This window comes from Nocardia sp. NPDC056000 (genome assembly GCF_042269265.1).
GTDB lineage: Bacteria > Actinomycetota > Actinomycetes > Mycobacteriales > Mycobacteriaceae > Nocardia.
The window spans coordinates 304,795-327,317 of record NZ_JBHJXS010000011.1; the positions used below are offsets into that span (position 1 = coordinate 304,795).

Genomic DNA, 22,523 nt, shown 5'->3' on the forward strand with positions numbered 1-22,523 from the left:
GTAGCGAAGTCATTGCCCGGACCGCTCGGCGCGGTGGCGCATTTCGCTGAGGGGTGATTGCCCTATGTGTGCTGTATCGGCGTATCGTCCGCGTTTCCGGTCCGTCGCATGCGACCATCGGGCAATGAACACCACAGCTGGGACGCCTTTGTGGATTCGAGGGTTGCGGTTCGCCTTCGGTGTGCTCACCCTGGTCGCCCTGCTGGACGGACCGCTGCGCAATATCCACACCGCCGGGTATTCGTACGCGAACTACTTCAGCTACTTCACCATTCAGTCCAACCTGCTGGCCATGGTGGTGCTGCTGGTCGGGGCCGTGCGCGATCCGGGCGACCGGCGCTGGCAGCTGCTGCGCTGCGGAGCCGTGCTGTACATGGTGATCACCGGCATCATCTACGCGCTGCTGCTGTCGAATATCGATGTGCAGATGGAAGGTCAGTGGACCAATTCGGTCCTGCACCGCATCATTCCGATCGTGATGCTGGCCGATTGGCTGCTGGTGGTCGCGCCCGCGGTGAAGCTGACCGTCCGCATGATCGGCGGACTGCTCATCTACCCGCTGCTGTACGGCGTGTACACGCTGATCCGCGGGGCGATCGTGGACTGGTACCCGTATCCGTTCATCGATCCGCGCGGCCCCGGCTACCTGGAGCTGGCGGGCAAGTTGGTGCTGCTGGCGATCGTCTTCGCTTTCCTGGCCGCCTCGGTGCTCGCGCTGAACGGCATGGTCGCCCGCTTCTGGCGCGAAAGCCGCACGCACATCAGCTGATTCAGAGTTCCCGCGTCATGAATACGCTGTGCGGATCGTCGGTGTAGTCCGCGAACGGCCCGCAGTGCTCGAACCCGTGGCGTTCGTACAGCCGCACCGCCGGCGCGTAGAAATCCCCGGATCCGGTCTCCAGGCTCAGTCGCGTGTATCCGCGCGCCCTGGCCTGGTCCATGATGTGCCGCAGCAGCAGCGAGGCCACTCCGCGCCCGCGAAATGCAGTGGTCATGCGCATGGACTTGATCTCCGCGAAGCCGGGATCGTGTTCCTTGAGCGCACCGCAGCCCGCGAGTTCATCGCCCTCCCAGACCGACCAGAAGGTGATGTCGGGCTTGCGCAGCGCGGCCACGTCCAGCGCGTGCATGCTGTCCTCGGGGGAGTTCTCCAGCATCTCGGCCACATGGTCTTCCAGTAGCCCGATCACCTCGGATCCGGACAGATCGTCCACCACAATGCGCATGCGTCCAGGCTATCGATACCGGTTGGTCGGCAGGATCGGGCCGGTGACCGCCGGGAAATTCGCTGGCCAGCGCGATGGACCCGGTTCTAACCTCGGAGTTCGTTCGAATCCAGGAAAGGGATCGATGGAAGCGACTGTCACGGTGACCCCGGATCAGTTGCCGGAGTTGCTGCTGCACGTCGCGGTGGTGCGGCCGGTATTCCTGTGGGGTGCGCCCGGAATCGGGAAGAGCTCGCTGGTGCGGGCATTCGCCGATTCACTCGGACTGGAGTGCGTCACCCTGCTCGGCACCCAGCTCGCACCGGAGGATCTCATCGGGGTGCCGCAGATCGTGAATGATCGCAGCCGTTTCGCGCCGCCGGAGATGATCGCCCGCGAACAGCCGTACTGCCTATTCCTCGACGAGTTGAATGCCGCGCCCGCCGAGGTGCAGAAATCCTTCTACTCGCTGATTCTCGATCGCCGCGTCGGCAATTACGAACTGCCCGCCGGATCGGTGGTGATCGGGGCAGGTAACCGCGCCACCGATAACGCGCTGGCCCGGCCCATGGCCTCGGCGCTGGTGAACCGCATGGTGCACGTACACCTGCGCGCCGATGTCGACGACTGGCTGAAGTGGGCCGCGCACAACGATATTCACCCCTGGGTGGTGGAGTACCTGACGCAGCGACCCGATCATCTGTGGGCCACCCCGCCCAAGACCGAGCAGCCGTTCTCCACCCCGCGCGGCTGGCACATGCTCTCGGATGCGTTGCACTCCTACGGAAATGAGATCGAGGACACCGCGCTGTGGGTGCTGTCCTCCGGAACCCTCACCACCGCACACGCTTCCGGGTTCCGCGCCTTCGTCAAGACGGTGCGGCACGCCTTCGATCTGGAGGCGGTCATCAAAGGTGACGTGGGCTGGCCGCGTGATCCCGCGGATCGCGATCTGCTGTACTTCCTGTCCGAGGCATTCCGCGCTCGCCTGATCAAGGAGCTGCCGGAATCGCGCGAACACGCCTCGGCCGGGCTGAAACGCTTTGTGCTGCGGGCGAAGAGCATGCTCACCGAACTTGCCGAGATCTCGGTGGAGTGCGCGCAGCTGGTGATCGCCGCTGATGACGACGGGGTACCGGTGCTGCCCACCTGGTTCCTGATCGAGGTCACGCGGGATCTGCCGCGACTGGCCGCGCGGCGGTAGTCGATGGCCGGACAGTCCGCGCGCAAGCGCCGTAAGGCCTTGGACCCCTGGCATGCGAATATGCTCGCCGGGTGGGCGCTGGTGTGCGACAACCCGCTGTTCCGCTGGGCGCGGCGCGGCTTGCAGGAGGCGCGTGGGGAACTGCCGCCGCAGGTGTGGGCGGTGGTATCCGGTTACGGCACAATCCATTTCAATCCCAAACGGCGGGCCGAGCCGGAGGAGTGGGCCTGGCAGTTCGCACATCTGCTGCTGCACTTGGGTTTCGGGCACGCCGACCCGCGAGGTAAGCCGACCCGGGTGCTCGCGGAGAATGTGCTGGCACATTCGTGGCTGAGTGATCCGTGGCATCCGCATCCGGTGTATCGCGCCGCGTGCTGCGCGCTGGTGGATCAGTACCTGTTGACGCTCAAGGTAGGGCGCACACCGGTCGATCTGCCGCCCGCGCCGGGTGGGTCCGATGAGCTCGCGCTCGCCGAACGCTGGTGGCCCACCGGGGTTCCCGAGCGCTATGGGCAGCCCGACTATCCGGACTTCTTCATCGGCAGTTCCGAGACCGCCAAGGATTGCGATCACGGCACGCAGTTCGCCATCGGTATCAGCGATGCTGCGCGAGCGGCCCTCGATACCGCCGGGCGCGATGTCACTCGCGGCGCACAGCAGGTGCAGCGTTCCTGGGATCGTGCGCTGAACTGGTTCGTCTCCTCCTATCCGCTGCTGGGCGCGCTCGCCGCCGGAATGAAGATCGTCGCCGAGGCGGAAATCGCTCGAGGCTGGGATATTTCGATCGCGGCGGTGAACGCGGAGGCCGCCGAGATCTACATCAATCCCTTCGCCGCGCTCAGCGATGAGGAGTGGAAATTCGTACTGGCGCACGAAATGCTGCACGCCGCACTGCGACACGGTGAGCGGGCGGCCTGGCGTGACCACTACCTGTTCAATGTCGCGTGCGATTACGTGGTCAACGGCTGGCTGGTGGAGATGGGCGTGGGTGAGTTGCCCGAGGGACTGCTCTACGACCCGGAGCTGAAAGGTCTTTCGGCGGAACAGATCTACGATCGCATCGCGGGCGATCTACGCCGTATGCGCCGCCTGGCGACCCTGCGCGGCCGTGGACAAGGTGACATCTTCGGAGAACCGTTGCCGCACAGCACTACTCCCGGCCGGTATGTCGATCTGGATCAGTACTACCGGGGCGCGCTGGCCAACGGTCTGGCCTACCACCTGTCCAGCGGCCGCGGCCTGCTGCCCGCCGGTCTGGAGCAGGAGATCCGCGCCCTGGATCAACCGCCGCTGCCGTGGGATGCCCAATTGGCGCAGTGGTTCGACGAATTCGTGCCCGCCGTCGAGAAGCGCCGCAGCTACGCCCGCGCCTCCCGCCGCCAATCCTCCACCCCCGACATCCCGCGCCCGGCGTGGACGCGCCCGGAGGAATCGGTGCGCCTGCCCACCTTCGGCGTGGTCCTGGACACCTCGGGTTCCATGTCCGCCGAACTCATGGGCAAGGGCCTGGGTGCGATCGCCGCCTACTCCCGGGCCCGCGATGTCCCGCGCGCCCGAGTCATCTACTGCGACGCGGCCGCCCACGACGCCGGATACCTCCCGGTGGACGACATCGCCTCCCGGGTCCGCGTGCGCGGCCGCGGCGGCACGGTCCTGCAACCCGGCATCCGCCTGCTCGAACGTGCCGAGGACTTCCCCTCCGAGGCCCCGATCCTGATCATCACCGACGGCATGTGCGACGTCCTGCGCATCCGCACCGAACACGCCTACCTCATCCCCGCGGGCGCCTCGCTCCCATTCCGTCCGCGCGGCCCGGTCTTTCGCATGCGCTGACTGGTTGGCCAGACCTCCAGCGCGTGATTCGCTGCCGCGCAGCGCGATTGGCGGGCAAAATAGTCAGCTACAGAACCCGCGCTCCGCATAGAAAGTCCGCTATGGCGCATGGCACAGGAACACCCGCCGGTTCGGGCAGCGGCAGTTCGGGGTCCGGGGGCGGTTGGTCCTCCGGACATCGCTGGACCATCATCGGTGTAGGTGTTGGCATTGTCGGCGTCATAGTTGCCGTGATCGCGATATGGGTCCAGCACCGGGACAGCAAAGCGGCTGAGATCGCGAGCACCGGCAAAGACCAGTATCCGAACACCTGCATAGTTGTACAGAACCACTCGGGAACCAGCCTGAAGATTCGGACGAACTATCCGCCCGGGCACGGTGTCTGGACATATCAGGCCGAGGATTGGGGTCTCCTCCTCGACGGCGATCATCAGCCGCTGAAAAGTGACGGATTCCAGCTCAACATAGATCCACCAACCTCTTTCAGTTGGTGGTACGACGTGAGCGGCAACAGAGACCAAGGCTGCAACGGCTCGTGGATCCTCACTCTCAACCCACCCTGACTCGACCTGAACCCTGACCAACGGGGTCGGATCCGGGGGATCTGTGCGAGAACACCGGGGGCACAACGGTTTCCGGTATCAGAGGCCCTAACGAGGCTGGTCGAGCATCTTGCTACGCAACAGGATGGGGAGCCCGGGAGAAATACTCAGGGCTCCCCGCTGATTGGCGCGATCGGTCGGGGCTGGTCGAACTCCCCGCGTGCACAGATAGCAGTTCGCTTTATGCTGGAGCGTTACTCGCTGACGAACTGGACGAACTTTGACCACTGGTCGGACGTGAAGTACAGCTCAGGCCCGCCAGGGTTCTTGCTGTCGCGGACGCCCGTCCGGCCTTCGTCGTGGCAAATCTCCACGCACTGATTGTTGGCGTCCGACCAGCTCGATTTGTACCACTCGCCCCTTACCGGCATCTTCACGCCGCGTACTCCTTCGCAACTTGAGACAGAAAGTCTCGGGTGTCCTCTTCGCTCAACGCTACCGCGCGCAGACCGTCGATGGCCTGTCTATACGGGTAGACCTCCTCGTCGTGCTCATGGAAAACGCTCCCGATCGCTCCTTCCGCGTACACCACTGGCGGCAGGGCGGATCCGCTCGTTCCGGTCGGCAGTTCGAGCAGGGTGAAGGTCTGCATCGTCATGCCGGCGTGGGGTTCGGCCGTGAAAGGGATCACTCGAATGCGTACGTTGTCACGCGCGCCCACCTCCGCAAGCCAGTGAAGTTGTCCGGCCATAACCGGCGGCGCTCCAGCGCGATTCCGTAGGACAGCTTCGGACAGGTACGTCTCCAGCCGGAAGTCTGGATCGCCGAGGCGGGCTTGTCGCTTCTCGTTGAGTTCCACGCGGCGTTCAAGGTCGACGGCCGACAGTTTCTTGGTTTCGTTGATGCGAAGGATCGCACGGCGGTAGTCGGGGGTCTGCAACAGTCCGGGGACGATGACCGGCTGGTGCGCTGTGATTCCGATTGCGACCTTCTCCAGTCGGAGGAAGCGTTCGAAGTTTGGACCGACCTGGTCGGAGTATGCCTTCCAGAAGCCCTTCGAATTCCCTTGCGCCTTAGCCGCTTTGTCCTGCTCTTTGATCTCTGTCCACAGTGATAGCGCGGCCGACCGCTCTTCGGGGGTGGCCTCGTAGTGGTCCAGAAGGCCGTTGATGTGCATGGTGCCTAGCTTGACTGGCGAACCGCGTTCCAGCCGGTCAAGAACCTGCCGGGTCACTTCGATATGAAGTGCAGCGGTGGTCATTGACGATTTCGGTGCCTTCTGTCGAAGCCCTTGCATGAACTTGCCGAAATCCATGCGAGAGACCGTCAATTCGGCCATTTTCGTTAGCCTCGCTATCTGTGGATTGTCTGTCGCGGACGGTGCCCGTTGGGGACTAGTCCGTGGGGGACACGTCCCTGGCGGACACCCATTGTATTTCGTGACGAGTCCGCCCGGGTCGGGTTATTCGCAACGATTTAGGTGTCTACTGGACCCATCGCACCTGGCGACGACAAGGGACTGAGAACGGGCCGCCGCTGGGCATTCAAGCCAAGATCCACACCATAGGTTGATCAAGGGGATTTGAAATGTCTTGGGACGCAGTGGTACTCCTCGCTCTGCTCATCACTTTCTTGCTCGCAATCGTTGCCTGGGGCTACTCGGGCTACCTCCAGGATGACGCCCCGGCTGGTGATGTTCGGTCCCTCCGATTTGCCAGTACCGAAGGCGGATACCTGGACATCACCGCAACCGCGCAGGGGGCACGGGTGGGTTGGCTATACCGGGGCCAGCACCGGGGGCGATGAGGCAATGTCAACGAACTCGCATGAAGGGGGCAGCCCAATGCTGGGTATCCCAATCGAGAACCACGAAGCAGTCACGGCGATGTCCCTCAGCTACGCGCGGGGTGTCGTACGAGTTCATCAATGCTGCTCGATCCTGGCTTGCCCGAAGAAGCGTCAAGCCATCGCGAAACTGATTGCCGCACGTAAGGCCATCGCGGGAATGTATGCGGCGCAACAGAACCCGCGACCAACTGAGCGGCGGTGAGGTCATGGTGATCAGCCATCAGCCGCCGGACTACCCGGTCATGAGCCTGGAAGTCGCGCGCAAGGGGCAAGCTGCTCACGCCGATTGCGACGAGGCCTGTTCCGCCCGAGCGTATTTCGAAAAGCGTTTCGCCCGTCTTGACCGTGAGTCGCGGACGCTCCGAAGCTCGAACAACGTTGTCCCGCTTAGGGGCTCTTGGAACATCTGGAGCGGCCCCGCCTGAAAACTTCCCCGCCCGGTGCCTAGTCCACGATGTGCAGCCGGAAGGGGATAGAGGAAGCCCCCGGGTAGTCGACTACCGGCCCGGGGGCTTCCGCATGTCCAGGGGCTACTTCAGCAGCTGATCCTTGTACGTCGGGCAGTAGAACGTAATCGCTTCGTTGACGAACTCCCGCGACTGCTCGGCCGTAAAGTACGGGGTCGCAACGTCATTGACGATCGCTGGTTCCCGCTTCGCCTGCGAAACCACCGCGGCCTCATAGTCGGCAGTCTTGCCCTGGTCCATCTGTTCACAGACCTTCTTCGCGGCTGCCCAGACATCCATGGAACCGTCGTGCGGTAGGCCGTCGTGTTTGATCGCCGCCAGAAACTTCACGTCCTGCGTCGTGGTCGCGTCGTCGCCAGACCCGCAGGCGGCAAGAAGGCAGGCGCAGCCAAATGCGGCGACGCCTGCTCTAGTGACTGAACCTATGGTTATCAGTCCTCCACCTCCAGTTCATAGACAACTACGTCATCCGACCCGTCTTCGAAGCTTGCGATATACCGGGTCGGTCCAAACCCGGGATCTTTGTTTAGGTACTGAACACGCTTGCCGTGCAGCAGGATTGAACCAATTGTGCCGTCTTCGTATTGGACCTGAACCTGGCCGTTGGGAAGCAACTTGCCGGTGAGATACGCCTTACGACTGGCCATGACTTCACCCTCCCGATCGAAGTTCGGAACTGCCGGGGGAATCATCGCATATGGCTATGACCCGGCGGGTTAGTCGGATAGTGCGCGGAAGACCCGGAGCCCTTCGCCGATCTTCCCGGCGGCATTCTCCAACTGTTCGGGGGTGAGGTACTTGCCGAATGCCGCGGCGTCGAGAAGCTGGCTCCGGACCTGCTCCAGGTTCATTGCGGCCAAATCGCGCGGCGAGAGTTCAGGCATGGGGAGAGGCTACCTCGAGTCGAACTTATGTTCGAACCGTTCGGTATCCTTTGGCGTATTGGTCGAACCGGCCGGGCTATCAGATACTGGACGGGAATGTTGTTGCGGCTCAACGATGTTGGGGGAGGCATGGCTAAACGATCGTGGACCCAGGCAATGCGTGACCGTGAGGAGAGGAAGCGCAGCTCGGACTTCCGTAGCAAGCAGGCCAGGGAGCTTCAGGAGGAGATTGACCGGCCAAGCTCGCGATAGATACCAGGATGGCAAAACTCGGGAAGCAGTTCATGCGCGGCGAGATCACTGGAGCTACCTTGGAATATGACGTTGAACTGGGGCTAATGACGAGTGAATACCAGGCCAAGAAGTGGTCGCTACTCTATCTAAAGAGCGGGCTATGACAGGGCGCTAGAACAGCTTGCCGGGGTGGTGCTCGTCCGGCTCGGGCCGGGGCCGCTGGCGCATCTCTTCCCGGACCTCCGGGCCGCGGCGAAGCTGCTCGTCTGCTTGCTCGTCCAACAGTTGGTTCGCGTACTGCTCCAGCTCGGAAGTGTCTTCGCCCTTGGCTGCCTTGGCTTCGATCTGCTCCAGCACCCAAGCCATCTCGGCCTTCGGGTCCGCCTTGCGTCCAGCCACGGAGCCACCCTATCGACTGGGCGACTCCGTGGCCGACAACTACCTACTCGTCTCAAACCACCAGCCAAACCCGAATCCGAACACGAAACCGGCACCGAGCCAACTCCACGGGTATGAATGCCGGAGAGCGTCCCAGTTCCAGTCTCCAAGGTAGACCGCGCTGAAGCCCGCTACAACCCAGCACACTATGGCGAACAACCACCCGAATCGCAGACCCACGCCAATCGCGGAACGCACTGTCCTCCGGCGACTTTCCAGCGTTTCCTTCTCCTTGATTTTCTGCTTCAGGAGCCGGATCGCAGTGTCGCGCGATGCGCGATATTCCCTGTCGGCCTTCGCTTTCTGCTCCAGCTCATCCAACTCTTTGTGCATCTGGTGCAGTTCGGTCTCTCTGCCCAGCTTGGCTGTATGGGCCGATACGGCGATGCTGATGGCGGTCACTACTGGCGCGACAAGGACCAGGTATGTGGTGGGTGAAGTAGCGGTTTCAGTCGCAGCGAGCATGACCACATCAGGATCATGCAGAAGACCGACCGTCAGCGCTTGAGATTCGTGAAGACCGAGGGCGTCCAGCGCGGGTTCGGTGTAATCGGTCAATGCCACTGGGGCTCTTCCTCTCTCGGTTGTGGTCGAGAGAGGGCATCTGCGAACCTCAGCTCGACCAATGCCGCGCCCACATCATGTGGACGTGCTTGATCTGAGCCAAGATTCGACCTCCAGCCAGGAGGAACTTGGCGTCCTTCTTCACCGTGAAGGACTACGGTTTTCCAAGGGTGAATCGCAAATCTCGAAGTGTTGGTTAGCAGGCCACCTGTCCCGGGCTGAGGGGTGCAAAACCTGCCCAATGCCCGCTATGCCTCGCGTCTCTCCCCTGAACAGGCTGGTGGACAAGGCCCCCCCTGGATTGGAGCCGAGGGGTACGAGGTCGGGCTGTGTCCGGGCACTGCATGAGACTCAGCCACCGGCGACAGTACATGCAAACCTGGGAATACGCCAAGCAATCTCCCGGTCAGAGTCGGTTTTGTCCGGCTCTACATCGTCCACTCGTGTTGATAGCGGCGCGCGGCTTCGAACACGATCACTTCCTGACGGCCATCGGCCAGCGTCATGAAGACGTGTTCGCTGGTGATGACGGCCGAGATGCGCCGGACTATCTCCCGAAGCGCTTCGTCGGCCTCCACTGTGTGTTCGTCGGTCTGGCCGCGGACTTCCCCTCCGAGGCCCCGATCCTGATCATCACCGACGGCATGTGCGACGTCCTGCGCATCCGCACCGAACACGTCTACCTCATCCCCGCGGGCGCCTCACTCCCATTCCGCCCGCGCGGCCCGGTCTTTCGCATGCGCTGAGTTCGGATGACGAGCCGGTGCGCGGGCCCGGTCAGCGCGGCACCGATCGCCGCGCCCGTCGCGTTCATGAGCACGTCGTCCACCGAGGAGACGCGGCCGAGGTCGAACGCGTACTGCGCGATTTCCAGCAGCGCCGACAGCGCCGCGCCGACCAGGAACATGCGGAGCACACCCGCGAAACGCGGCAGACGCAGTGGTAGCAGCAGTCCCAATGGCAGAAAGACGATCAGATTCGCGCCGACCTGCACCACCGCCTGCTCGGGGTCGCCGGTCAGCGTCTCCACCAGATCGCGTATCGGCACCAGCGCGACCTCGCGCCGTCCGCCGGTCGGAGTCAGGATCATCCAGATCCACGGCGCCGTCCCGATCAGAATTCCGGCCTCCGCCAGGGTATTCCGGAGCGCGAGCGCATGCGGCTGTTCCCGCCGCAGCCACATCACCACCCGAATCCACACCACCAGCACCGGAACCGCGAGCGCCCACACCGTGAGCACCCCGCCCCACATCTCCCACACCTGCCGCATGGCCTCACGCTAGCGGTCGTTTTCGGGGAGCCAGTGGGGGAAATGTGAGGATCTTGCGCGAGTGGCTCGCGACACCACCCGGGGCTCGACCCCCGGGTGAGTCCCCACCGCCGTCTTCCGGTGCGAATCCCCGTCTTCCGGCGAGTACCCCGGTCATCCCGGCCAAAAGTATGCCGGGATGACGAAGGCGATGGCCGAGGGAATCAGTTGGCTGACGGAGACTCGCTCGCTGGGCGGGAGATCGCTCGTTCGTGCTTCGGACTTCCGGGGCGGTGACGCGCCGGGGGTTCGGCGGGGGAAAGGCAGTGCCGGGGAGGGGGGTTCGATGCCACCATTGGAGGGGATCGGGGCTCCGCGCTGAGAGGTGGTGGGGTGTGGCGGAATTCGTGCAGGGGTACGCGGCGCTGCGGTGGGTGGTGGCGGCTGCGTTCGGTGTTGCGCTGGTGATTGTGCTGAGGCGTTTGGCCTCGGTGCGGCCTGCCGGTGCGGCTACGACGGGTTGGGGCGAGGACGGCAACGCGACGGTGCGGGGAAGCGCCGCGTCGGGCCGGGAGTATATGCGGGACTTGGGAAATACGCCCGGCCGGGTGTCGACGGCTGGGTGGCAGACCCTACCGGGCGCGGGAAATATGCTGTCTGGCAGTGGGTTTCGGAGTCTGGATCAGGAGTCGGACGCGGCTCACCTGATGATGTGCATGGTCATGCTGGTCATGCTGGTGTTCCCGGCGGCGGCCGATCCCCAGGCACTTCGGGGTGTGTTGACCGCCATGGTGGTGGTGTACGCGACGCTGCTGGCGGCGCGAATTGTGCGGTGGCGCAGCGCGAGTGTGGCAGCGCTGGGATATCACGTGCTGGCGGCCGGGGCGATGCTGTACGCGATGAGCGGGCATGGTGCGCACGGCATGCATATGGCGGGCGGTCCCGCGCCCTGGCTCATGCTCACCCTGGCTGCGCTCTTCACGATCGACGCGGTGGTGATGGCGGTGCCGTGGTCCCGGCGGGCACTACGCCATGTGTTCCCGCATCCGGTCGGCAGCGGCCCGACGGCCGTGGTGCCGCATCTGGTGATGGATATCGGGACGGCCTACATGCTCGTCCTCGCGGTCGCGGGTTGATCGATCGCTGCCGGGCCGCCGGATGTGGTGGCCCGGCACCGCGTTGCGCGCCGCACGGGGCCAACCGCTTGGGCGGGGGTCGTTCGCGCTGCTCACCGTCGTGATGGTGTGATGGTGGGGTGTGCGGCGCGCCCGGGAAGGGGCCGTCGGTGTCGGTGTGACGGAGGTGCGGGATGGGTTCGCTGTGGCATGGCTTCGCCGATATGGGTGCCGTCGAGAGCGGTGGCGCGTTCGTGGTGGCGCGCGGTGAGGGCGCCTACATCTGGGATGAGGGTGGCACCCGGTACCTGGACGCCACCGCCGGACTGTGGTTCACCAATGTCGGCCACGGCCGCCGGGAGATCGCCGACGCGGTCGCCGCGCAGCTGACCGATATCGCGCACTACTCGAACTTCGGTGACCTGGCCTCGCCGGTGCTGCGCGACCTCGCCGAGCGGCTCGCGGGCATCGCCCCGGTCCCCGGCAGCAAGATCTTCTTCACCTCCGGCGGGTCCGACGGCATCGATACCGCCGTCAAGCTCGCGCGGCGCTACTGGAACGTGCAGGGCAAGCCGGGCAAGACCATCGTGGTCGGCCGTCAGCGCGCGTACCACGGCATGCACGTGGCCGGTACCTCGCTCGCGGGCATCCCGGTCAACCACGAGGGCTACGGCGAATTCATGCCCGATGCCCGCACCATCGGCTGGGATGACGCCAAGGCGCTGCTGGCGCTGATCGAGGAGGTCGGCGCGGACCGTATCGCCGCCTTCTTCGCCGAGCCGATCATCGGCGCGGGCGGGGTCTACCTGCCGCCCGAGGGCTACCTCACCGAGGTGCGTCAGATCTGCCGCGAGAACGACATCCTGTTCGTCGCGGACGAGGTCGTCACCGGTTTCGGCCGCATCGGCGGATCCTGGTTCGCCTCTTCGCGTTTCGACCTGCAGCCCGATCTCATGACCACCGCCAAGGGCCTGACCTCCGGCTACATCCCGATGGGCGCGGTCTTCATCGCCCCGCACATCGCCGAGCCGTTCTTCGCGGGCGGCACCTGGTTCCGGCACGGCTACACCTATGGCGGTCACGCCGCCGCCGCGGCCGCCGCCATGGCCAACCTGGACATCATGGAGCGCGAGAACCTCCTCGATGCCAGCAAGAACCTGGAAGGGTTGCTGCACAAGCACTTCGCGCCGCTGGCCGAGCACCCCCGGGTCGCCGAGGTGCGCAGCGGATTGGGCGCGGTCGCCGCGGTCCAGCTCGCCGATCCCGCCGAGGCCATGCCGTTCGTGAAAACCCTGCGGGCGCACGGCATCTCGGGCCGCGCCGCCGGTCAGGGCGCACTCCAGATCTCCCCGTCCTTCGTCATCACCGAGGATCAGATCGCCGAAATGGCGGCGGGCTTCACAGCCGCACTGGGCTGAGCACTCCCTTCGTCATCCCGGCACGCTTTTGGCCGGGATCCACACCTGCGGCGCATCCGCTGATCGGTGTGGATCCCGGCCAAAGACACGCCGGGATGACGGGGTGCGACCCTGCCTCTAGATGACTACGGGGTGGTCCTCGACGACCCGGCCGCCCAGCCGCACCCAGCCGTCCGAATCCCATTCGGTGAACAGCTGTGACCCCTCGCCCTGGGTGATGTAGAGCCCGCGCCGCAGGTTCGCGGTCAGTGCGATGGCCGCCGCGCCGGTGGCCTCGTCCTCGGGAATTCCCATGGCCGGGGCGAACATTCGCGTCCGCACCGCACCCCGCGCCTCATCGCTCCAGCCCCAGACGTAATGCTTGCCCTCGGGGAAGTCGGCGGGGTCGAGCGTCGCGATCTCCTCGATGCTCTCGAATTGGTGAAAGGTGAAGGCGGGCGCCCATTCCGAGCGGGCGCGCACCCAGGTCATGCCATCGCTGACCGAGACGTCCACCGGTCCGGCGGGCACATCGATGACCGACACCGGATGCCCCTTGAGGAACAGCCACCAGCCGGTGCCGACGCTGGGATGCCCGGCGAACGGCAGTTCGACCGCCGGGGTGTAGATCCGCATACTGGTGCGCTCGTGCTCGGGTTCCTGCACCACGACGGTTTCGCTGTATCCGACCCGGGCGGCCAGGGCCTGATGATCGACCCCTTCGACATCGGCGGCGCGGGCGATGCCGAGCGGATTGCCGAATCGGCCCGCCGCGTCGGTGAACACGCGAACCACTTCGATCTGTGCGCCATCACTTTCCGGAATGCCCATGAGTCCCGAGCATACCCACGGTTACCGCTATGCGGGAGGTGTGCAGGTGCCCAGCATCTCCGTCAGGGCGCTCTTCTCGGTGGCTTGGACGGTGAGCGCCCAGCGGGATTTGACCGCCACCCAGCGCCGCGCGTAATCGCACCAGTAGGCCGTGCGCGGCCGCCACTGATCCGGCGTTTTGGACCCTTTGTCCTGGTTGGCCTGCTTCTGCACCGCGAGCAGATTGCCGATGTCATTGGCGAACTGCTCACGCCGCTCCGGACTCCACTCCGAAGCGCCCGAGCGCCAGGCGTCACCGAGCGCGACCACATGGTCTATCTCGATATCGGAAGCCTGGAACCGGTCGTACGGCAGCCGCTCGCCGGTATACGGATCGATCAGCACCCCCGCGAGCGCCATGCATGAATTGCTGTCCGCCAGGCGCACTTCCGTGAGATCCCGCTTCATCACGGTCTCGCGCGCGGTGCAGCCGCCCGTCAGCACCGGTTCCCCGCCGCGCCCCGACCAGCCGGGGCCGAAGGCGGTGCGGTCATAGGATTCCCAATTGCGATTCCAGGCGATGGTGAGCCCGTCCAGATCCCCGCGCGCCTGCCGGGTATCGGGGAGCGGCGTCCCGCCGGGATCGGCCGCCGGGGTGTCCGGCCGCGGGTCGTCCTGGCGATTGCTCCAGAGCGTGAATCCGATCGCGGCCACGGCCGCGAGCACCACCGTGGTGGCGAGGAACTTGCGCCAGCGGCGTCGTGCGGTGGTCCGGGGACGCGTGGGCATGCGGGGGAGTCTAAGTGGCTGAACCGGATGAATCAGACAATGTTGCCGACCGGTGATCCGATTGCCGCAAACCATTGGCAAATATCACATCGAAGGCTCGCCACGCATAACCGCGGTGTACCCGAGGTGAAGACACGAAAAAGCCGCACACCCGGGGGTGTGCGGCCTTCTCGAACTACGGATTCGACCGGATGCGACCCGGATTCGACCGGAATCAGACGGCGGCGGTGGCCAGCGCCTCGGTCGACGCCACGGCCTGACCGACACCGGCCACGATCGCGGCTGCACGCAGCGATTCGAAGATCACCTCACGCGAGGCGCCCTCTTCCCGCAGGGTGTGCTCATGCGCCTCGAGGCAGTGGGCACAACCGTTGATCGAGGACACCGCGAACGACCACAGCTCGAAATCGGCCTTGGCCACACCCGGGTTGCCGATGATCTGCATGCGCAGGCCCGCGCGCAGATCGTCGTACTTACCGTCCAGGAACGCCTTGCCCCGATAGAAGACATTGTTCATGCCCATGATCGAAGCGGCGCCCAGTGCGGCGTTGTACGCCTCCTCCGACAGGATGTCGGCGGCTTCCTCGGCGATCTCGCGCAGCGTGGTGGCCGAACGGGTGGCCGCCGCCGATGCGAGCAGGGTGCCCCACAGCTGCTGTTCGGTCAGCACGGTGGTGCGTGCGATCGAGGACAGGTTCAGCTTCAGGTCCTTGGCGTACTCGGGCAGGGAGTTCTTGAGGTTCTCGATGGTCACAGCGCGCAATCCTTTTGTGTCAGAGCAGGTTCGAAAGAAATCAGACCGAAGCGGTCATGAGCTCGCCGGCCTTGATGGTCGGATCGCCCTTCTTCCAGTTGCAGGCGCAGAGCTCATCGGACTGCAGTGCGTCGAGCACGCGCAGCACCTCGTCGACATTGCGGCCGACGGAACCGGCGGTGACGGAAACGAACTGGATCTCATTGTTCGGATCCACGATGAAGGTGGCGCGGTCCGCGACGCCGTCGGCATTGAGAACACCGGTGGCGGCGGCCAATTCACGCTTGAGGTCGCTCAGCATGGGGAAGGGCAGGGTCTTGAGCTCTTCGTGCTGGGCACGCCACTGGAAGTGCACGAACTCGTTGTCGACGGACGCGCCGAGCACCTGCGCGTCACGATCGGCGAACTCCTCGTTCAGCTTGCCGAAGGCGGCGATCTCGGTCGGGCAGACGAAGGTGAAGTCCTTCGGCCAGAAGAAGACGATGCGCCACTTGCCGGCGTGATCGTCGCTCGAGATCTGGGTGAAGTAGTCGTCGGGCTGCTGAGCGTTCACCTTCGAGAGGTCACCGCCGATGACAGCCGTCAGGTTGTAGGCGGGGAACTGGTCGCCGATGGTCAGCAGGGCCATGTGTGCTCCTTGTATGTAGTCGAATCGATCGTGTCGTGACTGCCGCAGCCGATCTTGCCCAAGCCTCGGTAAAAGGTAAAGGTGATCGGTCGCACTATACTGATAGGCGTGACTGATCAAACTTATCAGCCAACCCTGTCGCAGCTGCGTGCGTTCGTGGCGATTGCCGAATACCGCCATTTCGGTACGGCGGCGGCTCGGCTGAACGTGAGCCAACCCACGTTATCGCAGGCGCTGGCATCACTGGAAAACGGACTCGGTCTGCAATTGATCGAACGCAGTACGCGTCGCGTACTGGTCACACCCGCAGGTAAAAGGCTTCTGCCGCAAGCGATGGCGACACTCGAGGCGGCTGACCGATTTGTCGCATCCGCTGCCGGATCGGGGCTCGGCGGGACCATGCGCATGGGCATCATTCCGACGGTTGCTCCATATGTGCTGCCCACCTTGCTACCTGAGCTACGCCGCGAGCTGCCGGACCTGGTTCCGCATGTGATCGAAGATCAAACCGCGCGCCTGCTGGACGGGCTGCGCTCCGGAGTGCTGGACGTCGCGCTGCTGGCGCTGCCCGCCGATGCCACCGGACTGGTCGAGATTCCGCTCTATACCGAGGAATTCGTGCTGGTCGTCCCGCGCGGGCACAAGTTCGCGGGGCGGCGGGATCTGAAACCCGCTGATATGGACGCGCTACCGCTGCTGCTGCTCGATGAGGGGCACTGTCTGCGTGATCAAACTCTCGACCTGTGCCGCACCCATGACGCGCATCCGGGCGGGGTGGGGGACACCCGCGCCGCCTCGCTGGCCACCGTGGTGCAGTGTGTCGCAGGCGATCTCGGTGTCACGCTGATTCCGGAGATGGCGGTATCGGCCGAAACCTCGCGCGGCACTTTGGATATCGCGCACTTCGCCGCGCCCGCGCCCGGGCGCACGCTGGGTCTGGCCTATCGCGCCTCCACCGCGCGCGGTGAGGATTACGAACGCCTGGCCGAGATCATCCGCAGTCATCGCCCGCACTGAAACGTCGCCGTCACCAGGGGCGTACACCGGGCGCGCCGCGTTCCAATTGACCGGTTCGGATGCGTCTGGGACGCTCGGGGCCATGCGGATTCACCATCTGAACTGCGGCACCATGGCCTTCGGCCTGGTCGACCACTGCCTACTCATCGAGACGCGGACCGAACTCGTACTGGTCGACACCGGATTCGGGCTCGGATGCGTGCGGGAGCCGGGGAAAATGGTGGGGCCGAGCCGATTCACCCTCGGCGCGAAGCTGCGCGAGACCGAGACCGCGATCTACCAGGTGCAGAAACTGGGGTACGACCCGCGCGATGTGCGGCACATCATCCTGACGCATCTGGATCTCGATCACTCCGGCGGTCTGGCCGATTTCCCGGAGGCCACCATCCATGTGCACGGTCCCGAATTCCGTGCCGCCACCGCCACGCCCACGCTGTCCGAGCGCCTGCGCTATCGCGCGCAGCAGTGGGAGCACGGCCCCAAGTGGATGGTCAACGAGGTCGACGGCGGACAGGACTGGTTCGGTTTCACCGCGGTGCGGGATCTGCCCGGCCTGCCGCCGGAGATCCTGGCCGTCCCGCTGGCGGGTCATACCCGCGGGCATGCCGGTGTGGCGGTCGATACCGGGCGCGGCTGGCTGCTGCACGCCGGTGACGCGTTCATGACCGAGAGCACCATCGATCCCGAACAGCCGAATACACCGTTCCTGGTGCAGGTTTTCGAACAGGGTGCGATCGTGCGGGATGCCTATCGCGAGAATCAGCGGCGTCTGCGTGAACTCAAGCGCCTGCACGGCCATCAGATCAGCATCGTCAATTCGCACGATGCCGCGGTCTTCGCCCGCTGGACCGGGCGGTGAGTGAGGGCTCCTGGGCGCGCCGACTGCCGAGCGGCGATGCCCCGCTGTTCGTCTACGGCACGCTGCGCTTCCCCGAGGTGCTGACCGAATTGATCGGCTGCACAATGGAATTGCGGCCCGCGACGGTGCCCGGTCGCCGAGTGGCCGCGCTGCCCGGGAAGATCTACCCCGGCCTCGTCCACGCCGAATCCGGTGCGGCACAGGGTTTCCTGCTCACCGGCCTCACCCGCACGCAGTGGTGGGTGCTCGATGAATTCGAGGACGACGAATACGACCTGTCCCCGGTCTGTGTGCACGCGGGCAAGCGGGTGAGCTATGCCTGGACCTACGCCTGGACCGAAGCGGTCGAGTCCGGTGATTGGTCGGCCCGCGACTTCGCCGCTGATCACCTGGCGGACTACGTCCGGCAGTGCGCGGCCTGGCGGCGGGAATTGGTCCTGCTCAGCGGGACTGTATGACGCGGGCCACATTCGTCCGGTAGAACGTGTTGGCATGAGTGCAGCGGGTGCTTCGGACGGTAATGGCGTGGTCGCGGGTGCGCGGCGGCAGGGACTCGGAGAACTGTTGCGGCGCACCGCGGCCCGGGTGCCGGACAAGACCGCCCTGGTGTGGCGGGAGCGTCGCGAAAGCTTCGCCGAACTCGACGCGGCGGTGAATCGGGTGGCGCACAGTCTCGCCGATCGCGGTGTGGCGCAGGGTGATCGGATCGCACTGTATTCGCACAACTGCCGCGAATTCGTGCTGCTGTACTTCGCGCTGGCTCGCCTGGGCGCGATATCGGTGCCGATCAATTTCATGCTCACCGCCGATGAGGTGGCGTACATCCTGCGGCATTCGGGCGCGACCGGTCTGATCGCCGAGGACGCGCTCGGATCCGAGGCCGAAGCCGCGGTGAAACAGCTGGGCGATAATGAGATTCGGCTGTTCGGGTGGATCGGGTTGAACGGCCTGCCGGTCGCGGCGGGCTGGGAGGACGCCTCGGCGTGGGAAAACCATTCCGACGCTTCCGAACCCGATGTGCACATCGGTGACGACGATCCGGTGCAGCTCATGTACACCTCCGGCACCGAATCCCGGCCCAAGGGCGCGATCATGTCCGGACGCGGCCTGATCGCCCAGTATGTGAGCGCGATCGTGGACGGCCGCATGAGCGCCGACGATATCGAGGTGCACGCGCTGCCGCTCTACCACTGCGCGCAGCTGCACTGCTTCCTCACGCCCGATATCTACCTGGGCGCGACCAGCATTCTGCTGCCAGGCCCGGATCCGGCCACCATTCTGCGCACCGTGCAGACCGAGCGCGCCACCAAACTCTTCTGCCCGCCCACGGTCTGGCTATCGCTGCTGCGCCACCCCGATTTCGACAGCTACGACCTGTCGTCACTGCGCAAGGGTTACTACGGTGCGAGCATCATGCCGGTCGAGGTGCTGCACGAACTCGCCGAACGCCTACCCGGGGTCGGGCTCGCGAATTTCTACGGTCAAACCGAACTCGCCCCGCTGGCAACGGTTCTCGCACCGGAGGATCAGCTCACCAAGCCGGGTTCGGCGGGCCGCCCCGCATTGAATGTGGAGACCCGCGTGGTAGATGACGACGGCGTTCCCGTGGGTGTCGGGGTCATCGGTGAGATCGTGCACCGCTCCCCGCAGGCCATGCTCGGCTACTGGAACGATCCGGACAAGACCGCGGATGCCTTCCGCGACGGCTGGTTCCACAGCGGCGATCTGGGCGTGCTGGATGCCGACGGCTACCTCAGCGTGGTCGATCGCAAGAAGGACATGATCAAGACCGGCGGTGAGAACGTGGCCAGCCGGGAGGTCGAGGAGGTGCTCTTCCAGCATCCGGGGATTTCCGAGGCCGCCGTGGTCGGCATCCCGCATCCGCATTGGATCGAAGCGGTCACCGCGATCGTGGTGGTGCGCGCGGGCGAGACCGTCACCGCCGAATCGGTCATCGCGCACTGTAAGGAGCGGCTGGCCGGATTCAAGGTGCCCAAGTTCGTGACTTTCGTTGCGGCACTGCCCAAGAACCCGAGCGGCAAGATTCTCAAACGCGAATTGCGCACCGCGCACGCACATCTCGCGCGGGGCTGATCCGATCCGGCCGGTTCAGAAGTCGGCGATCCGATCGAGGTGTTCGATATTGGCGACATCGTCCGGATCGTCGCTGGCGGCCCCGCCGAACCAGCCGTCCAGGATTTCGCTGAGCAATGCCCGCGATGTCAGACGCAGGCTCAGCGCCAGCACATTGGCATCGTTCCACCGCCGTGCGCCCGCGGCGGTGTAGCTGTCCACGCATAGTGCGGCTCGAATGCCGGGGACCTTGTTGGCGGCGATCGAGGCCCCCGTTCCGGTCCAGCAGCACACCACCGCCTGTTCGGCGCGTCCCTCCGCGACATCCCAGGCGGCCGCGGCGCTGCCCCAGGCCCAGTCATCGCGTTCGTCGGGCTCGAGTGCGCCGTGCACCTGCACCTCATGCCCGCGTCGCCGCAGTTCCGACACCACATCGGCCGCGACCCCGGTGTTCTCGTCCGCCGCTACGGAAATACGCATAACGCCCATTGTGAACCGTGTGGCGGCCGCGATTCAGCGATTCACAGTTGGTCGGCGGTGAGTTGTAACCGCAGGTGGGTGGTGACCCACAGGTCGAGGGCCGGACGGCCGCGTGCGGAACCCAGCGCGTGGCGGAGGGTGTCGAGGGCGGTCGCGGCGGTGCGGAGGCCGACGCGGCGCAGGGCTGCGACGGTTTCCCCGGCCCTGGTGAACCAGCTCGGCGGCAGGTGGCGAATGCCCCGGTGCGGGACTTCGGCGGTCAGGGCCAGGGCGGTGGTGACGGCCTCGGACAGGGGGTCCCGATGGATGTCCGCGGCCGCGCTCCCGATGGCGTGCGCGGTATCGGCGAAACAGGGGACCACCACGGTTGCGCCCGCCACCACCGCGGTCGGCGTCAGGTGCAATCGGCCGTGCCTGCGATGCAGGAAGCCCGCGATATAGCGCGGTGCGCCCTCGTCACCGGACAGCGTGTGGGCGAGCGCGTCCAGGGCTCCCGGCGCTGCGGCACTGTGGGTTTGGGTGATCGTGGCCGTGCCGGTGGGCGCGTGCAGGGTGGCTTCGAGCCGTTGTTCGCCTGGAAGGTAACGGATTTCACCGATCGACTCGACCGCCACCGCGCGCAGTGACGCACCGTGGACGCGGGGGCGGATGACGGCCGGGGCCAGTGTGGTCAGGCGGGCCGCCTCGGCGTCGAGATCGGTGATGAGCAGTTCGGGCGGGAGCGTGGACCAGTCGCCGGTGGAGGGGAGCACCGAGGTGCGGGCCACCCGGCTGCTGGCCAGGCGCACGGTGCGATTGGCGGAGCGAACGGCCGATTCGGTCACCACATTGCCCGCCGCGAGATCGGCCAGCCGTGCGGTGCCGGTACGGCGGGCGGCCAGGGCGGTGGCCGTCGGCGCGGCCGCCCCCTCCGCGATGGCGGCGGTGACCGGCAGGGTCAGCACGATGCGGGCCTCGGGATGAGCGAGATAGGTTTCCACGGTGCGGGATTCGCTGTCACCGGTGATGCGCGCACCCAGGCCGGTGAGTCGCAGATGCCGCAGCGGTGTGCGCGCGGCCTCCTCGGTGCCGAGCACCGGCACCCAGTCGCGCGCGCTCGCACGATGGCGGGCGACGAGTTCGGTGATGAGGGCGGCGGTATGCAGCGGATCATGCCGGGCGCTGCGGTCGCGATACGCGGTGAGCTGATCCAGCAGTTCGGTCAGGGCGTCGTGCGGCCAGCGCGCGGAGGCCGAATCCAGGGTGCGCAACGCGGCGCTGAACACCGCGGGCAGTGCCGGACCGGCGTGGGCCACACCGTCATTCAGCAGATCGGCCAGTGGGGTCAGCACGGTGGCGGCCGCCGCCACGGCGGTGGAGCCGTCGGCGGAGTCGCCGACGGTGACCTCCAGGGTGTCGGCTGCCGGATCGAGGGTGTCGGCGAGCCGGAACGCCCACACCGCGAGCGCGATGGCATCGGGGCGCGCACCCTTCGAGGCGTCGGCGCGTGCGTAGCCGAGCTCACCGGGAACCAGGAATCGCACTGTGACGGCGGATAATTCGACCGCCGGGACGGGATCCCGATCGGTCGCCCGGCGCACGGTCGCGCGGTACCCGGCGCGCAGCGCCTTCTTGGCGGCGGTGAAGGCGCGTGCGCCCAGCAGCTCGCGCAGTTCGTCATCGGTGAAGGCGGCGGGGGACCACGGCGCGGTGGGCGGGGACACGGTGCTCGGTGCGTCATCGGCGGTTCCGGTTGTCGCAGCGGCGATTTCGACGGACGAATCGATGATGTTGGCAGCGGGGGCCTGGTCGCCCGTATCCGCACCGCTCTCGGCGATCGTCGTTCCGAGATCGGCGTTGGTGCCGTGGCTGTCACCGCTGTCGGCGGCGACCGTGCGATACGCGAGCACCGCCATGATGCGGTGACGGCAGATGGTGGTGGAGCCGCAGGTGCAGGGGGCGGCTTCGAGGGTGATGCCGGGCGTGAGGGTGGTGCGGGTTCCGTCGGGGAAGACGGCTTCGACTGTGCCGTCGGCGGATTCGGTCACCTCGGGCGGGGTGGCGGTATTCTCCTTGACCGCGCGTTTGAAGATGCCGCGATTCGCGAGTGTGATGAGTGAATCGTCGGTGAGGGCGAGCAGGTCCGCGCGCATG

General features: G+C 65.6%; 26 protein-coding genes. 10 read left to right on the plus strand and 16 right to left on the minus strand.

The window, feature by feature from the left end:
* Nucleotides 1-124 precede the first annotated feature (124 nt).
* Complete coding sequence (locus ACFC4D_RS31095) at nucleotides 125-769, plus strand: Pr6Pr family membrane protein (RefSeq protein WP_375954201.1); 645 nt, start codon at nucleotides 125-127, stop codon at nucleotides 767-769.
* A 1-nt stretch (nucleotide 770) separates the two neighbouring features.
* Here the strand turns inward: ACFC4D_RS31095 and ACFC4D_RS31100 are convergent, their stop codons facing one another.
* Nucleotides 771-1,226 (minus strand): GNAT family N-acetyltransferase, encoded by a 456-nt coding sequence (locus ACFC4D_RS31100; RefSeq protein WP_376068548.1) that lies wholly within the window; start codon nucleotides 1,224-1,226, stop codon nucleotides 771-773.
* Nucleotides 1,227-1,350: 124 nt separating this feature from the next.
* On the opposite strand from ACFC4D_RS31100, the gene ACFC4D_RS31105 reads away from it, so the two are divergent.
* From ACFC4D_RS31105 to ACFC4D_RS31115, 3 genes are all read left to right on the plus strand, one after another.
* The gene (locus ACFC4D_RS31105; protein ID WP_376068550.1) at nucleotides 1,351-2,409 is read left to right on the plus strand and encodes an ATP-binding protein; all 1,059 of its coding nucleotides are present in this window, start codon (nucleotides 1,351-1,353) and stop codon (nucleotides 2,407-2,409) included.
* A gap of 3 nt (nucleotides 2,410-2,412) precedes the next feature.
* Complete coding sequence (locus ACFC4D_RS31110) at nucleotides 2,413-4,242, plus strand: hypothetical protein (RefSeq protein ID WP_376068552.1); 1,830 nt, start codon at nucleotides 2,413-2,415, stop codon at nucleotides 4,240-4,242.
* 101 nt (nucleotides 4,243-4,343) lie between these two features.
* Nucleotides 4,344-4,805, plus strand: a complete 462-nt coding sequence (locus tag ACFC4D_RS31115; protein WP_376068554.1) for a hypothetical protein — start codon at nucleotides 4,344-4,346, stop codon at nucleotides 4,803-4,805.
* A gap of 233 nt (nucleotides 4,806-5,038) precedes the next feature.
* On the opposite strand, the gene ACFC4D_RS31120 is transcribed toward ACFC4D_RS31115, so the two are convergent.
* The 9 genes from ACFC4D_RS31120 to ACFC4D_RS31160 form a co-directional block, all read right to left on the minus strand.
* A complete protein-coding gene (locus tag ACFC4D_RS31120) occupies nucleotides 5,039-5,215 on the minus strand; it encodes a DUF397 domain-containing protein (protein WP_376068694.1) in 177 nt (58 codons plus the stop codon).
* A gap of 2 nt (nucleotides 5,216-5,217) precedes the next feature.
* Nucleotides 5,218-6,099 (minus strand): DUF5753 domain-containing protein, encoded by an 882-nt coding sequence (locus tag ACFC4D_RS31125; protein WP_376068556.1) that lies wholly within the window; start codon nucleotides 6,097-6,099, stop codon nucleotides 5,218-5,220.
* A 1,063-nt stretch (nucleotides 6,100-7,162) separates the two neighbouring features.
* Nucleotides 7,163-7,429 carry a DUF732 domain-containing protein gene (locus ACFC4D_RS31130; RefSeq protein WP_376068558.1) on the minus strand — a complete coding sequence of 89 codons (267 nt, stop codon included), beginning with the start codon at nucleotides 7,427-7,429 and terminating at the stop codon, nucleotides 7,163-7,165.
* 101 nt (nucleotides 7,430-7,530) lie between these two features.
* Nucleotides 7,531-7,746, minus strand: coding sequence for a hypothetical protein (locus ACFC4D_RS31135; protein ID WP_376068560.1), 216 nt, complete (start codon nucleotides 7,744-7,746; stop codon nucleotides 7,531-7,533).
* Nucleotides 7,747-7,815: 69 nt separating this feature from the next.
* A complete protein-coding gene (locus ACFC4D_RS31140) occupies nucleotides 7,816-7,983 on the minus strand; it encodes a DUF6374 family protein (protein ID WP_376068562.1) in 168 nt (55 codons plus the stop codon).
* A gap of 405 nt (nucleotides 7,984-8,388) precedes the next feature.
* Nucleotides 8,389-8,616: a hypothetical protein gene (locus ACFC4D_RS31145; RefSeq protein ID WP_376068563.1), complete on the minus strand. Its 228-nt coding sequence runs from the start codon at nucleotides 8,614-8,616 to the stop codon at nucleotides 8,389-8,391.
* A 39-nt stretch (nucleotides 8,617-8,655) separates the two neighbouring features.
* Entirely contained in the window at nucleotides 8,656-9,219 is a 564-nt protein-coding gene (locus ACFC4D_RS31150) for a hypothetical protein (protein ID WP_376068565.1), read from the minus strand.
* A gap of 428 nt (nucleotides 9,220-9,647) precedes the next feature.
* On the minus strand, nucleotides 9,648-9,896 hold the full coding sequence (locus tag ACFC4D_RS31155) for a hypothetical protein (RefSeq protein ID WP_376068567.1): 249 nt from the start codon (nucleotides 9,894-9,896) through the stop codon (nucleotides 9,648-9,650).
* 2 nt (nucleotides 9,897-9,898) lie between these two features.
* The gene (locus ACFC4D_RS31160) at nucleotides 9,899-10,489 is read right to left on the minus strand and encodes a VanZ family protein (protein WP_376068569.1); all 591 of its coding nucleotides are present in this window, start codon (nucleotides 10,487-10,489) and stop codon (nucleotides 9,899-9,901) included.
* Nucleotides 10,490-10,863: 374 nt separating this feature from the next.
* Here ACFC4D_RS31160 and ACFC4D_RS31165 point away from each other — a divergent pair, with 374 nt between their 5' ends.
* The gene (locus ACFC4D_RS31165; protein ID WP_376068570.1) at nucleotides 10,864-11,604 is read left to right on the plus strand and encodes a DUF5134 domain-containing protein; all 741 of its coding nucleotides are present in this window, start codon (nucleotides 10,864-10,866) and stop codon (nucleotides 11,602-11,604) included.
* Between the two features lie 173 nt (nucleotides 11,605-11,777).
* A complete protein-coding gene (locus ACFC4D_RS31170) occupies nucleotides 11,778-13,001 on the plus strand; it encodes an aspartate aminotransferase family protein (RefSeq protein ID WP_376068572.1) in 1,224 nt (407 codons plus the stop codon).
* Between the two features lie 117 nt (nucleotides 13,002-13,118).
* Here ACFC4D_RS31170 and ACFC4D_RS31175 read toward each other — a convergent pair whose 3' ends face one another.
* The 4 genes from ACFC4D_RS31175 to ACFC4D_RS31190 form a co-directional block, all read right to left on the minus strand.
* On the minus strand, nucleotides 13,119-13,811 hold the full coding sequence (locus tag ACFC4D_RS31175; RefSeq protein WP_364631403.1) for a PhzF family phenazine biosynthesis protein: 693 nt from the start codon (nucleotides 13,809-13,811) through the stop codon (nucleotides 13,119-13,121).
* A gap of 27 nt (nucleotides 13,812-13,838) precedes the next feature.
* Nucleotides 13,839-14,579, minus strand: a complete 741-nt coding sequence (locus tag ACFC4D_RS31180; RefSeq protein ID WP_376068574.1) for an HNH endonuclease family protein — start codon at nucleotides 14,577-14,579, stop codon at nucleotides 13,839-13,841.
* A 214-nt stretch (nucleotides 14,580-14,793) separates the two neighbouring features.
* Complete coding sequence (locus ACFC4D_RS31185) at nucleotides 14,794-15,333, minus strand: carboxymuconolactone decarboxylase family protein (RefSeq protein ID WP_364631408.1); 540 nt, start codon at nucleotides 15,331-15,333, stop codon at nucleotides 14,794-14,796.
* Between the two features lie 40 nt (nucleotides 15,334-15,373).
* Nucleotides 15,374-15,961 carry a peroxiredoxin gene (locus ACFC4D_RS31190; RefSeq protein ID WP_153806595.1) on the minus strand — a complete coding sequence of 196 codons (588 nt, stop codon included), beginning with the start codon at nucleotides 15,959-15,961 and terminating at the stop codon, nucleotides 15,374-15,376.
* Between the two features lie 108 nt (nucleotides 15,962-16,069).
* Here ACFC4D_RS31190 and ACFC4D_RS31195 point away from each other — a divergent pair, with 108 nt between their 5' ends.
* From ACFC4D_RS31195 to ACFC4D_RS31210, 4 genes are all read left to right on the plus strand, one after another.
* On the plus strand, nucleotides 16,070-16,978 hold the full coding sequence (locus tag ACFC4D_RS31195) for a hydrogen peroxide-inducible genes activator (RefSeq protein WP_375954186.1): 909 nt from the start codon (nucleotides 16,070-16,072) through the stop codon (nucleotides 16,976-16,978).
* 82 nt (nucleotides 16,979-17,060) lie between these two features.
* Nucleotides 17,061-17,837, plus strand: a complete 777-nt coding sequence (locus ACFC4D_RS31200) for an MBL fold metallo-hydrolase (RefSeq protein WP_364631414.1) — start codon at nucleotides 17,061-17,063, stop codon at nucleotides 17,835-17,837.
* Nucleotides 17,834-18,295 (plus strand): gamma-glutamylcyclotransferase, encoded by a 462-nt coding sequence (locus ACFC4D_RS31205; protein WP_376068576.1) that lies wholly within the window; start codon nucleotides 17,834-17,836, stop codon nucleotides 18,293-18,295. Before ACFC4D_RS31200 ends, ACFC4D_RS31205 begins: the two co-directional genes overlap by 4 nt.
* Nucleotides 18,296-18,329: 34 nt before the next feature.
* The gene (locus tag ACFC4D_RS31210; RefSeq protein WP_376068577.1) at nucleotides 18,330-19,931 is read left to right on the plus strand and encodes an acyl-CoA synthetase; all 1,602 of its coding nucleotides are present in this window, start codon (nucleotides 18,330-18,332) and stop codon (nucleotides 19,929-19,931) included.
* A gap of 15 nt (nucleotides 19,932-19,946) precedes the next feature.
* On the opposite strand, the gene ACFC4D_RS31215 is transcribed toward ACFC4D_RS31210, so the two are convergent.
* The gene (locus ACFC4D_RS31215) at nucleotides 19,947-20,390 is read right to left on the minus strand and encodes an RpiB/LacA/LacB family sugar-phosphate isomerase (RefSeq protein WP_376068579.1); all 444 of its coding nucleotides are present in this window, start codon (nucleotides 20,388-20,390) and stop codon (nucleotides 19,947-19,949) included.
* A gap of 41 nt (nucleotides 20,391-20,431) precedes the next feature.
* Complete coding sequence (locus ACFC4D_RS31220; RefSeq protein ID WP_376068581.1) at nucleotides 20,432-22,522, minus strand: hypothetical protein; 2,091 nt, start codon at nucleotides 22,520-22,522, stop codon at nucleotides 20,432-20,434.
* Nucleotide 22,523 lies beyond the last annotated feature (1 nt).

Bases quoted from the DNA above. Each gene is read 5' to 3' on its own strand.
- ACFC4D_RS31095 (WP_375954201.1), top strand. From the start codon at position 125: ATGAACACCACAGCTGGGACGCCTTTGTGGATTCGAGGGTTGCGGTTC.
- ACFC4D_RS31100 (WP_376068548.1), bottom strand. From the start codon at position 1,226: ATGCGCATTGTGGTGGACGATCTGTCCGGATCCGAGGTGATCGGGCTA.
- ACFC4D_RS31105 (WP_376068550.1), top strand. From the start codon at position 1,351: ATGGAAGCGACTGTCACGGTGACCCCGGATCAGTTGCCGGAGTTGCTG.
- ACFC4D_RS31110 (WP_376068552.1), top strand. From the start codon at position 2,413: ATGGCCGGACAGTCCGCGCGCAAGCGCCGTAAGGCCTTGGACCCCTGG.
- ACFC4D_RS31115 (WP_376068554.1), top strand. From the start codon at position 4,344: ATGGCGCATGGCACAGGAACACCCGCCGGTTCGGGCAGCGGCAGTTCG.
- ACFC4D_RS31120 (WP_376068694.1), bottom strand. From the start codon at position 5,215: ATGCCGGTAAGGGGCGAGTGGTACAAATCGAGCTGGTCGGACGCCAAC.
- ACFC4D_RS31125 (WP_376068556.1), bottom strand. From the start codon at position 6,099: ATGGATTTCGGCAAGTTCATGCAAGGGCTTCGACAGAAGGCACCGAAA.
- ACFC4D_RS31135 (WP_376068560.1), bottom strand. From the start codon at position 7,746: ATGGCCAGTCGTAAGGCGTATCTCACCGGCAAGTTGCTTCCCAACGGC.
- ACFC4D_RS31140 (WP_376068562.1), bottom strand. From the start codon at position 7,983: ATGCCTGAACTCTCGCCGCGCGATTTGGCCGCAATGAACCTGGAGCAG.
- ACFC4D_RS31160 (WP_376068569.1), bottom strand. From the start codon at position 10,489: ATGCGGCAGGTGTGGGAGATGTGGGGCGGGGTGCTCACGGTGTGGGCG.
- ACFC4D_RS31170 (WP_376068572.1), top strand. From the start codon at position 11,778: ATGGGTTCGCTGTGGCATGGCTTCGCCGATATGGGTGCCGTCGAGAGC.
- ACFC4D_RS31175 (WP_364631403.1), bottom strand. From the start codon at position 13,811: ATGGGCATTCCGGAAAGTGATGGCGCACAGATCGAAGTGGTTCGCGTG.
- ACFC4D_RS31180 (WP_376068574.1), bottom strand. From the start codon at position 14,579: ATGCCCACGCGTCCCCGGACCACCGCACGACGCCGCTGGCGCAAGTTC.
- ACFC4D_RS31190 (WP_153806595.1), bottom strand. From the start codon at position 15,961: ATGGCCCTGCTGACCATCGGCGACCAGTTCCCCGCCTACAACCTGACG.
- ACFC4D_RS31200 (WP_364631414.1), top strand. From the start codon at position 17,061: ATGCGGATTCACCATCTGAACTGCGGCACCATGGCCTTCGGCCTGGTC.
- ACFC4D_RS31210 (WP_376068577.1), top strand. From the start codon at position 18,330: ATGAGTGCAGCGGGTGCTTCGGACGGTAATGGCGTGGTCGCGGGTGCG.
- ACFC4D_RS31215 (WP_376068579.1), bottom strand. From the start codon at position 20,390: ATGCGTATTTCCGTAGCGGCGGACGAGAACACCGGGGTCGCGGCCGAT.
- ACFC4D_RS31220 (WP_376068581.1), bottom strand. From the start codon at position 22,522: ATGCGCGCGGACCTGCTCGCCCTCACCGACGATTCACTCATCACACTC.